Origin of the sequence: Leisingera aquimarina DSM 24565 (assembly GCF_000473165.1) — a bacterium.
Taxonomy (GTDB): domain Bacteria; phylum Pseudomonadota; class Alphaproteobacteria; order Rhodobacterales; family Rhodobacteraceae; genus Leisingera; species Leisingera aquimarina.
This window is the reverse complement of record NZ_KI421506.1, coordinates 115,315-125,793: the sequence shown is the minus strand read 5'-3', so window position 1 is coordinate 125,793 and position 10,479 is coordinate 115,315. Positions and strand designations below refer to the sequence as shown.

Annotated in this window: 8 protein-coding genes; 3 read left to right on the top strand and 5 right to left on the bottom strand. The window is 64.6% G+C overall.

All coding sequences use genetic code 11. The annotated features are described in order from the left end of the window. A partial coding sequence (locus AQUI_RS0126520) for a hypothetical protein (RefSeq protein WP_027260213.1) occupies window positions 1-197 on the bottom strand: 197 nt, incomplete at its 3' end. Window positions 198-680: 483 nt separating this feature from the next. Between AQUI_RS0126520 and AQUI_RS0126515 the strand changes: the two genes are divergently transcribed. Next, complete coding sequence (locus AQUI_RS0126515; protein WP_027260212.1) at window positions 681-3,221, top strand: AMP-binding protein; 2,541 nt, start codon at window positions 681-683, stop codon at window positions 3,219-3,221. On the opposite strand, the gene AQUI_RS0126510 is transcribed toward AQUI_RS0126515, so the two are convergent. The 3 genes from AQUI_RS0126510 to AQUI_RS0126500 all read right to left on the bottom strand — a co-directional run bounded on the left by AQUI_RS0126510 (window position 3,218) and on the right by AQUI_RS0126500 (window position 6,439). Beyond that, complete coding sequence (locus AQUI_RS0126510) at window positions 3,218-4,426, bottom strand: pyridoxal phosphate-dependent aminotransferase (protein ID WP_027260211.1); 1,209 nt, start codon at window positions 4,424-4,426, stop codon at window positions 3,218-3,220. The genes AQUI_RS0126515 and AQUI_RS0126510 overlap by 4 nt on opposite strands. 233 nt (window positions 4,427-4,659) lie before the next feature. After that, window positions 4,660-5,547: a LysR substrate-binding domain-containing protein gene (locus AQUI_RS0126505; protein ID WP_027260210.1), complete on the bottom strand. Its 888-nt coding sequence runs from the start codon at window positions 5,545-5,547 to the stop codon at window positions 4,660-4,662. Between the two features lies 1 nt (window position 5,548). Continuing rightward, the gene (locus AQUI_RS0126500) at window positions 5,549-6,439 is read right to left on the bottom strand and encodes a LysR substrate-binding domain-containing protein (protein WP_035920613.1); all 891 of its coding nucleotides are present in this window, start codon (window positions 6,437-6,439) and stop codon (window positions 5,549-5,551) included. A gap of 153 nt (window positions 6,440-6,592) precedes the next feature. On the opposite strand from AQUI_RS0126500, the gene amaB reads away from it, so the two are divergent. Together amaB and AQUI_RS0126490 are read left to right on the top strand one after the other, a co-directional pair. After that, on the top strand, window positions 6,593-8,095 hold the full coding sequence (gene amaB / locus AQUI_RS0126495) for an L-piperidine-6-carboxylate dehydrogenase (RefSeq protein ID WP_027260208.1): 1,503 nt from the start codon (window positions 6,593-6,595) through the stop codon (window positions 8,093-8,095). Next, complete coding sequence (locus AQUI_RS0126490) at window positions 8,085-9,356, top strand: NAD(P)/FAD-dependent oxidoreductase (RefSeq protein ID WP_027260207.1); 1,272 nt, start codon at window positions 8,085-8,087, stop codon at window positions 9,354-9,356. The genes amaB and AQUI_RS0126490 overlap by 11 nt, the downstream gene beginning before the upstream one ends. A gap of 30 nt (window positions 9,357-9,386) precedes the next feature. On the opposite strand, the gene AQUI_RS0126485 is transcribed toward AQUI_RS0126490, so the two are convergent. Beyond that, entirely contained in the window at window positions 9,387-10,442 is a 1,056-nt protein-coding gene (locus AQUI_RS0126485; RefSeq protein WP_035920611.1) for a zinc ABC transporter substrate-binding protein, read from the bottom strand. Window positions 10,443-10,479: the final 37 nt, after the last annotated feature.

Sequence of the window (10,479 nt, the reverse complement as noted above, 5' to 3'; positions counted from 1 at the left end):
CCGGCGCCGCTGCCATCCTTGGACACCAGCGCCATCTCGCCGGGCAGACGGTCCAGCGAAAAGCTCAGCGAAACCGTCGCCGACTCCAGCGCAAGAGTGTTTGAATGATTGATGCTGAGAAAGTCGTCCCGGCCGCCTGTATACTCTCTGGTTTTCAGCTTCGAAAAAACCGGATCCGGAAACGTTGTGTTTGCCACGCTTAGGGTCCTCCTTGCTATGGCTATTGTTGGTTGAAACATACTGCTCAAGCCTGAGTCTATCGTGACCGGAATTAGGCATTCCAAGCCTTTTACCAGCATGGGCAAGATCTTGCCCGTTTCCCCTAAGAGATTGAAATCATGTTTAATGACTGGGTCCGAACGACCCGCCGTCCGGCTGATTGCGGCAAAAATAAGGCAGAAACTTAACGGCCCTTGCCGGAAAGTGGCTTTTCAGGCCACGAGTGCGTCCATCTTGCGGCGGAATCATGACCGTCTACCGGCCGGACTTAGATGCACGGCGTGAACAAATCTTGGAATTGGTGAAGACAGCAAACCGTATCTGCATGCGCGCGCTCCTCATCTGCTGCAGTCAATGTTCAAACCAGTTTCGCTACCGGAGCCGATCCGGCAACGGGCCACCGACCAATAATTGACAAAATTAGTAAATTAAATTACCCGCCGCGCTCGAAGGAGTTGCGGATGTTCTATGACCTGGCCAAATTGCATGCGTTTGCCGGCAATCCTTGCCTGATTGCGGCAGACGGAACCGAGCTGACCTATGCTGCGCTGGCTGACGCCGCCGCGCAGTTCGGCAAATCGCTGCCGCAAGACCGGCGGCTGATTGCGATTGAAGCCGCATCCGATCCCAAAGCCATTACCGCTTATGCCGGCGCCCTGGCTGCAGGCCATGCCGTGATGCCGCTGCCGGCAGCGGACTCCGCCACCGCTGCCCGACTGGAGGAGCGCTTCCGCCCGGCCGCCAGCTTCCGGCGCATCGGCGGAACCTGGAGGTTGCTGGCGCACGCGCATGAACCCGCCGATATCCATCCCGACCTTGCACTGCTGCTGCAAACCTCCGGCAGCACCGGCCACGGCCGCGGGGTCCGCCTGTCCGCAACGGCTGTGGACACCAACGCCAGCGCCATAACCCGGTATCTCGGGATCCGGCCCGAAGACCGCGCCGCACTGATCCTGCCGCTGCATTACTCCTACGGCTTGTCGGTGCTGCATTCGCATCTTGCCGCCGGTGCCAGCCTCTGGCTGGCACCCGGCTCGGTGCTGGAACCCGGTTTTGCCGCCGCTCTGGAGGCTTCCGACGCCACCAGCCTGGCCGGCGTGCCGCATCACTTCCGCCTGCTGGAAAGCGCAGGCCTTGCCCATGCGCTGCCGGAACGGATCAAGACTCTTACCGTTGCCGGCGGCGCCATGGAGCCGGAGCAGGTCCGCACCTGGGCCGCCCGGATGCAGGCCCGGGCTGGCCGCTTCTTTGTGATGTACGGCCAGACCGAGGCCGCCGCCCGGATCAGCTACCTGCCGCCGGAGCTGGCAGAGGACAATCCAGGCGCCGCGGGCCGTGCCGTTCCCGGCGGGCGCCTGCTGCTGCGCTCGGCCTCGGGCGCAGAAATCACCACCCCCGAGGGCGAAGGCGAGCTGATCTACCAGGGCCCGAACGTGATGATGGGCTATGCCGAAGGCAGCGCCGACCTGGCCAAGGGCGCCGAACTCAGCGAGCTTGCAACCGGTGATCTGGCCCGGCGCGACGCAAACGGGCTCTACCACATCACCGGGCGGCTTTCGCGGATGTCCAAGATTGCCGGCCTGCGCATCGGCCATGACTCCATCGAACGCGCCTTGGCCGCCCAGGGCCATGAGGCTGCGGTTTGGGGCGACGATGCCCGCATCTCGATTGCCGTCTGCGCGGCGGAGGACGGCATCGCTGCGCTGACAGCCAAGCTGACCGGCATCGGCCAGCAGCATTTCACCGTCCTGCCGCGCAAGTCCCTGCCGCGGCGCGCCAATGGTAAAATCGACTACCCGGCGCTGAAGGCGCAATCAGCGCAGCGCAAACCTGCCAAGAACGTGCTGGCAGCCTTTCAGGCTGCCTTTGCGCCGCAGACCGTGGGCCGAAACGATAGTTTTGCCGCGCTCGGCGGAGATTCCCTGCGCCATGTGGAGCTGTCCCTAGCCCTGGACGAGGCCCTTGGCGGCGCCCCGGCCGGCTGGGAAGACATGCCGATCAGCGATCTTGAACAAGCCGCCCCGGCGCCCGGCGCCAGTCTGCCCTTCGATCTGGTGGCGCGGGTGGCTGCCATCCTCGCGGTGGTGGTGGCCCATCAGACCCTTTGGCCGGTCTATGGCGGCGCTGCCGCCATGGTGATCCTGATGGGAATGAGCGTCGCAGGCTTTCGCTGGGAGGCGTTGAAATGCGGCGGCATGTGCAGTTTCTTCAAACCGGTGGCTGCGGTGCTGATCCCCTATTACCTGATCCTCGCAGGCTATGCCTTGGCCTGGGAGCAAGTGCCCTGGGTCTCGGTCTTTCTGGCCGGCAACTTTGCCCTGACCATTCCTGAAACCCATCTGATGCTGCCGTATTTGTACTGGTTCATCGAGGCATATGTGCAGATGACCCTGCTGGTGGCGCTGCCCTTTGCCGTGCCACTCCTGCGCCGCTGGCTTATCCGCCAAGGCGCTTTCCGGACCGGCCTGTGTTTTCTGGCGTTTGCCGTGGCACTCCGCCTGATAGCACCCGAGGTCTGGCAAATCGGCGGGCGGGCGCAGTTCACCGTGCCGTGGGTCTTTTACCTGTTTGCCCTTGGCTGGTGCATCACTGCCGCCGGCACCCATGGGCAACGGCTGCTGGTGCTGGCCGCGGCCTGCCTGATCATGCCTGCGGCGGCCTATCTGGGCGGCAACTGGTACGGCGGCTGGATCAAATACATGTGGCTATTGGCACTGATCGCCGGGCTGCTGTTCGTCACCCGCCTGCCGATGCCGCGTTTTGCGGCCCGCCCGCTGATGCGGCTGGCACAGGCCGCCTTCCCGATCTACCTGCTGCACCGTTTCGTGCCGGAACTGCTGATGCCGATGCTCGGGCTGGAGGGCAGCAGCCCATTGAACGACGCTTTAGCAATCTTTGGCGGCCTCGCCATGGGCCTTGCCGCCGCCGCCCTGCAGCGCCAGCTGATGCAGGCATGGACCAATGCCCGCAACCGCCGCCAGCCGGCAGTTGCGCAGGCCTAGGCCAACGCCGCTACTGCACCGGCAATCCGGGTCAAAGCCTCGCGCAACTCCGTTTCCGAAGTCGCATAGGAAATCCGGAAATAGGGCGAGATACCAAAGGCCCGGCCCGGCACCACTGCCACATGATGCTGATCCAGCAGATAGGCGCAGAAATCCGCGTCCGTCTCCAGCACAACCCCCTGCGGCGTGCGCTTGCCCAGCACCCCGGCGCAATTGGCAAAGGTATAAAACGCCCCCTCCGGCACCGGGCAGTCAATACCCTCCATGCCATTGAGCGCCTCCACCACAAGGTCGCGCCGCGCCTGAAAGCTCGCTCGCCGCTCAGCCAGCACTTCCTGCGGACCGTTCAATGCGGCCACCGCTGCCGCCTGCGAAATGGACGACGGGTGCGAGGTCGATTGCGACTGCACCATTTTCATCGCGGCAATCAGATCCTTCGGCCCGCCCGCATAGCCCAGCCTCCACCCGGTCATCGCATAAGCTTTGGAGACGCCATTGACGGTCAGCACCCGCCCCTTCAGCCGCGGCTCTACCTGCGCCGGCGTGGCAAATTCAAACCCGCCATAGGTGATGTGCTCATACATGTCATCCGCCATTAGCCAGACATCCGGATGCCGCAGCAAAACCTCCAGCAGCGGCCTGTAGTCTGCGGCGCTATACCCCGCCCCTGCCGGGTTCGAGGGTGAATTCAGCAGCAGCCAGCGGGTGCGCGGGGTGATCGCCGCCTCCAGCTTGTCCGCGGTCAGCCGGAAGCCCGTATCGTCGCCGCAAGGCACCAGTACCGGCACCCCGCCCGCAATGCGGATGATGTCGGAATAGGAGGTCCAATAGGGCGTCGGCACGATCACCTCATCACCGGGGTCAAGGCTTGCCATGAAGGCATCAAACAGGATTTCCTTGGCGCCGGTGCCCGCGATGATCTCGTCCAGTGCATAGTCCAGCCCGTTGTCGCGCCGGAACTTCGCCTGGATCGCCTTCCGCAGCGCCAGCGTGCCGCCAAGGGCGGTGTATTTCGTCTGCCCCGCCCGCATCGCCGCGGCGGCGGCCTCTTTGACGTGGTCCGGCGTATCAAAATCCGGCTCCCCAGCGCCGAGGATGATCACAGGCGCGCCCTGCCGCTTCATCTCTGTCGCCTTCGCGCCGATGGTCAGAATTTCCGAGACCTCAAGCGGGTCAAGACGGCTGGCGCGGCGGAACTGGGCCATGGCGGAGGCTCCCTGCAGGATGAATCACCCCACCAGCATGAAACGAAAGCCGCTCTCCAAAAACCGGCTCTTTGCGACAGAACCCATTCCTGTTTGACATGGTGCATGCTTAAGCCACTCAGGGCTGCGCCTGCATGGGTAGGTGCGAATGCACCTGTCCGTTTTGCCGGAGGCAAGCCTTCGGTCTGACGGGCAGGCAGGTGCAGCCTGGCCTCTCGGCCAAGCAATAACTCTCAATCAGGCCGGCTCTTTAACTGCTTGCGCATCCAGACTTCCAGCTTCTGCACCGCCTCCGGCACCGACCCGTGCGGGCGCACCAGGTAATAGCGCTTGCGGGACACCAGTTCCGGCCCCGGGATCCGCAGCAAATCCCCCGCCGCAACCTCCCGCGCCACCATGTCATAGGGCACGATCGCCGCACCCAGCCCGGCCAGCGCTGCTGCAATCACCATCGAATGCTGATCGAAATAGCGCCCGTCCTGCCGCGGCAGGCCTGCCAGCCCGGCGCGCTCGAACCACTCCGCCCAGGACCCCGCCCGGCTGTCCAGATGCAGCAGCGGCGCCTGCGCCAGATTGGCTGCCAGCTCCAGCTGATGCACGGCATAGAACCCCGGCGCGCAGACCGGCACCATCTCCTCGCCGAACAGAGGCGCCATATGGGTGCCCGGCCAGTTGTCCAGCCCGTAATGCACCGCCAGGTCGAAGTTCTCGCGGGCAAAATCAAACGGCTCCAGCCGGGTGGAGAAGCTCAGTTCCACCTCCGGGTGGCGCTGAAAGAAATCCGGCAGCCGCGGGATCAGCCACAGATTGGCAAAGGCCGGCAGCACCGCAATCCGCAAGGCCGAGCGGCCCGCACCCGCAGCCGCGGCCTTTTGCAGCGTCGCCCGCAGCCCCGCCAGATCCAGCTCCAGATCGGCGGCCAGCCCCTGCCCTGCAGGCGTCAGCACCACGCCCCGGCCCGCCCGTTGGAACAGGTCGAACCCCAGATCCGCCTCCAGCTCCTTTACCTTCTTGCTGACCGCGCTTTGGGTCAGCCCCAGCTCCTCACCCGCCGCAGTGAAACTCTGATGCCGCGCAGCGCTTTCGAAACAGCGCAGACGGGTCAGGCTTGGCAGCTGCATCTCACACCTCCCCCAGTTGCGAGATCAGCCACTCGCGGAACTTGATCAGCGGATATTCCTCCGCCTGATCCGCAGGCCAGACCAGAAAATACTCACCCAGACTCACCGCCGCCCCCTCCATCGCCAGCGCCAAACGGCCTTGTGAAATTTCATTCTCCCCCAGGAAATCCGGCAGCAAGGCCACTCCCAGCCCATGCACCGCCCCCTGCGTCATCGCCGAGGACTGGTCAAACAGCATCCCCCGCAGCTTGGCGGCCGGCACGCCGTGCAGGTGAAACCACTGCTCCCAGCAATCGGGATGGGTCTCCAGATGCAAGAGCGGATAGTTCAGCAGCTCCGCCGGGCTGGCCACCGGCCCCGCCATCAGCCCCGGCGCGCAGACCGGCAGCACATGTTTCGGCATCAAGGGCAGATACGCCACCCCCGGCCAGTCCCGTGTGCCGTAATGGATTGCCGCCTGCGCGGTGCCCGCGTCAAAGCTGAAGGGCAAGTTATGCGTATGCAGGTTCACCGTGATCCCAGGATGCGAGGCGGCAAACTCCTTCAGCCGCGGCGCCAGCCAGTGCAGGCCGAAGGACGGCAGGATCGACAGGGTGAAGCTGCCCCCGTCCGGATTGGCCCGCAGCTTGACCGAGGCCTGCGCCAGCCGGGTCAGGATCGCGCGCGCCTCCTTGGCAAAGCCGGTCCCGGCCGGCGTCAGCTGCATCCGCATCTGGTCACGGGCGATCAGATCCACCTCCATCTGCTCTTCCAGCTGCTTCAGCTGGCGGCTGATGGCGCTTTGCGTCAGCGACAGGTCCGCCGCCGCAGCCGAGGCACTGCCTAACCGGTCTACCGCCTCCAAGGCCAGCAGCGAGGGGATCGAGGGCAGGAAGCGGCGCGGGGCAATCATATGATCTGAACTCATGAGGGATGGATTTAGTTTCATTAGCAATCCAGAGCAGACAGTGCAATTTCTATATCAGACCCACGCTCGGCAGGACATTGACGGAATCCACCCTAAAGTTTTCCTCATGCCCCGCCCTCGCACCGAAAGGACGCAGATATGCCTCATTCCGACATTCTCGCCGCAGCTGGCCTGACCGAATCCGAAGTAACAGGCGGCACACTCGCCGTCTCCACACCGGTGGACGGCAGCGAAATCGCCCTGTTGAAGACCCACACCCCAGCCGAGGCCGAAGCCCAGATCGCCGCGGCCAAATCCGCCTTCAAATCCTGGCGCCTGGTGCCCGCCCCGCGCCGCGGCGAGCTGGTGCGGCTCTTGGGCCAGGAACTGCGCCGCGAGAAAGAAAACCTAGGCCGCCTCGTCACCCTGGAATGCGGCAAGATCTACCAGGAGGGGCTGGGCGAAGTGCAGGAGATGATCGACATCTGCGACTTTGCAATGGGTCTTTCGCGCCAGCTCTACGGCCTCACCATAGCGTCTGAGCGCCCTGGCCACGCCATGCGCGAGAGTTGGCACCCGATGGGCACTTGCGGCATCATCACTGCTTTCAACTTCCCCGTCGCCCCCTGGTGCTGGAATGCAGCACTTGCGCTGGTCTGCGGCGATCCGGTGATCTGGAAACCGTCCGAGAAAACCCCGCTCACCGCCCTCGCCGTGCAAAAAATCTGCGAGCGCGCCATGGCGGCCTTTGGCGCGGATGCCCCTGAAGGCCTGATTCAAGTGCTGATCGGCGAACGCGATCTGGGCGAGGCGCTGACCGCCTCCAAGGATGTCGCCATCATCTCCGCCACCGGCTCGGTGCCAATGGGCAAGGCGGTAGCGGCGGATATGTCGAAACGCCTGGGCCGCACTATTCTGGAGCTTGGCGGCAACAACGCGATGATCGTGGCCCCCTCCGCCGATCTGGAAATGGCCCTGCGCGCCATTGTGTTCTCTGCCGTCGGCACCGCCGGTCAGCGCTGCACCAGCCTGCGCCGCCTGATCGTGCATGAAGACATCTATGACGCACTGATCCCGCGCCTGATCAAGGCTTACGCGGGCCTGCCCATCGGCGATCCGCTGGCGGACAGCACCCTGGTCGGCCCGCTGATCGACCGCAACGCACTGGACGCCATGACCAGCGCGCTGCAGCGTGCGCAAAGCGAAGGCGGCACCGTGCATGGCGGCAGCCAAACCTTGACGGACACCTACGGGGATGCCGCCTATGTGCATCCGGCCATCGTCGAGATGCCCGCCCAGACCACGATCATGCACACCGAAACCTTTGCCCCGATCCTCTATGCGGTGAAATACAGCGATCTGGACCAAGCCATTGAAATGCAGAACGAAGTGCCGCAGGGCCTGTCATCCTGCATCTTCTCTACGGACGTGCGTGAATGCGAATATTTCCTCTCGGCAGCGGGCTCGGACTGCGGTATTACCAATGTGAACATCGGTCCCTCCGGCGCTGAAATCGGCGGCGCCTTCGGGGGCGAAAAGGAGACGGGCGGCGGCCGCGAGAGCGGCTCCGACGCCTGGAAAGGGTATATGCGCCGGCAGACCAACACGGTGAATTATTCACGCGAGCTGCCGCTTGCTCAGGGGATCAAATTTGACATCTGAGCTGGCGTCCTGCCTCTGGCACCAAACCTGCCAGGAAAATCCAACCTTCCCGGAACTCACCGGGGAGGCAGAGGCCGAGCTCGTAGTAATCGGCGGCGGCTACACCGGCTGCTCCGCCACATTGAAGGCCGCGGAACTGGGCACCTCGGTCCGCCTGATCGAGGCAGACACAATCGGCAGCGGCGGTTCGGGCCGCAACGTGGGGCTGGCGAATGCCGGCCTCTGGCTGCCGCCCGAGGACATCAATGCCGAACTGGGCATGGAAACCGGCAGCCGCCTCTCCCAGCTTCTGGGCTGCGCACCGCAGATGGTGTTTTCGCTGATCGAAAAACACGCCATCCAGTGCGAACCCGAACGCAACGGCACCCTGCACTGCGCCCATGCCCCTTCCGGCTTGAAAGACCTGCAGCGCCGCCATGCCCAGCTGACCGCCATCGGCGCCCCGGTCGCGCTGCTGTCGCGCGAGGAAGCCGTCACGCGCACCGGCTCGGATGCCGTGCATGGTGCCCTGTTCGATCCGCGCGCCGGCACCATCCAGCCACTGGCCTATGCGCGCGGCCTCGCCCGCGCCGCCGCCGCTGCAGGCGCGCAGCTGCACAGCCATTCCCCGGCCAGCGCCATCAGCCGCGAGGGCAGCAGCTGGCACGTGGCAACCCCCAAGGGCAGCATCCGCGCCAAACACTTGATCATGGCCACCAATGCCTATGCCCGCGACATCTCCGGCTATGACGCGCCGCAAGTGATCCCGGTGCATTACTTCCAGGCCGCCACCGATCCGCTGCCTCCCGCCCTGCTCGAAAACCTTCTGCCAAAGAAAGAAGGCTGCTGGGATACCGCGCTGGTGATGTCGTCTTGGCGGCTGGATCAGGCCGGGCGGCTGGTGATCGGCGGCATGGGCGCGCTCAACCATTTCGGCAGCGCCCTGCACCGCAGCTGGCTGCCCCGTAAACTGGCAGCGCTTTATCCGGAGTTGAGGAACGCCAAGTTGCGCAGCCATTGGCACGGCCGCATCGCCATGACCACCGAACACCTGCCCAAGATCATTGACATGAACGGCGGTTTTGCCTGTTTCGGCTACTCCGGCCGCGGGATCGGCCCCGGCACCCTGTTCGGCACGCGCCTCGCCGAAGCCCTGCTGACCGGTGACAGCGCGTGCCTGCCGGTCCCGCCCGCGAAAAGCCACGCAATCCCCCTGTCAGGCCTGCGCAGCGCCTATTACGAGACCGGCGCCACTCTCACCCATCTGATCAGCGACAGGTGAAAAGGCGGGCCGCACCGGCCCGCCCGTCCATCATTCGCAACCGGCAATCGCCGCGCCGATATCCTGCAGCAGCGCCGGGTAAAACCGCGGCCCTGCCTCCAGCTTGGCGCCCAGCGGATCCAGCACCGCGGTGCCCGCTCCGGTGCCATCCAGCACCGTGGCGACCATGCCCGGGTTGAACTGCGGCTCCGAGAAGACGCAGGCCACCTTCAGATCCGCCACCACGCCGCGCACCTCGGCAATCCGCGCCGGGCCCGGCTTGGAGGCATCGCTGATCGAGATTGCCCCGGCGGCATTCAATCCAAACCCGCGTTCGAAATACTGATAGGCATCGTGGAACACGATGAATTGTTTGGCGCGGAACGGCTCCAGCGCAGCCGAGACGCTGGCGACAGTGTCCGCAATCTCCTTCTTGCCGGCTTCGGCATTGGCCATGTACACGGCCGCGTTGCCGGGGTCATGCTCTGCCAGTTCCTCCGCGATCACATCAAGCCAGGCCTGGGCATTGGCCGGCAGCAGCCAAGCATGCGGGTCGGCACCGTCATTGTGATCACCGTGATCGCCGCTGTGGTCATCCTCTTCCGCATCGTCTTCATGGGCCTCATGATCATCGTGATCGTCAGGGCCCTCAGCATGCTCTTCATGACCGTGATCATCATGATCTTCATGCGCATCGTGACCGTCATGATCCGCGTGGTCCTCTTCATCGCCATCATGCGCATGCGCCTCAAACCGGGCGCCTTCCCGGAAAGGCAGCACCACCGTGCCTTCAGCCTCCAGCAGCTCTACTCGGTGCGCGTCGCCGGCCAGTTCCTCCAGCGGGCCCTGCAGCCAAGGGGTCAGCGGCTCGCCCAGCCAGAACACCACATCCGCCTGGTCCAGCGCCCGCGCCTCCGAGGGGCGCATCGAATAGCCATGCGGCGAAGCACCGGTTGGCACCACAAGGGCCGGTTCGCCCAGGTCCTGCATCACCCGCGCCACCAACCCGTGCACCGGCGTGATATCCGCCGCCACACGCGGCACCTCCGCCCAAGCCGCCCCGGTTCCCGCCAGCAAAGCCAGTACCGCCGATCCACTTCTCCACATGCCGGAGTTCCGCATATCACGCCCCATGTAATCTTAT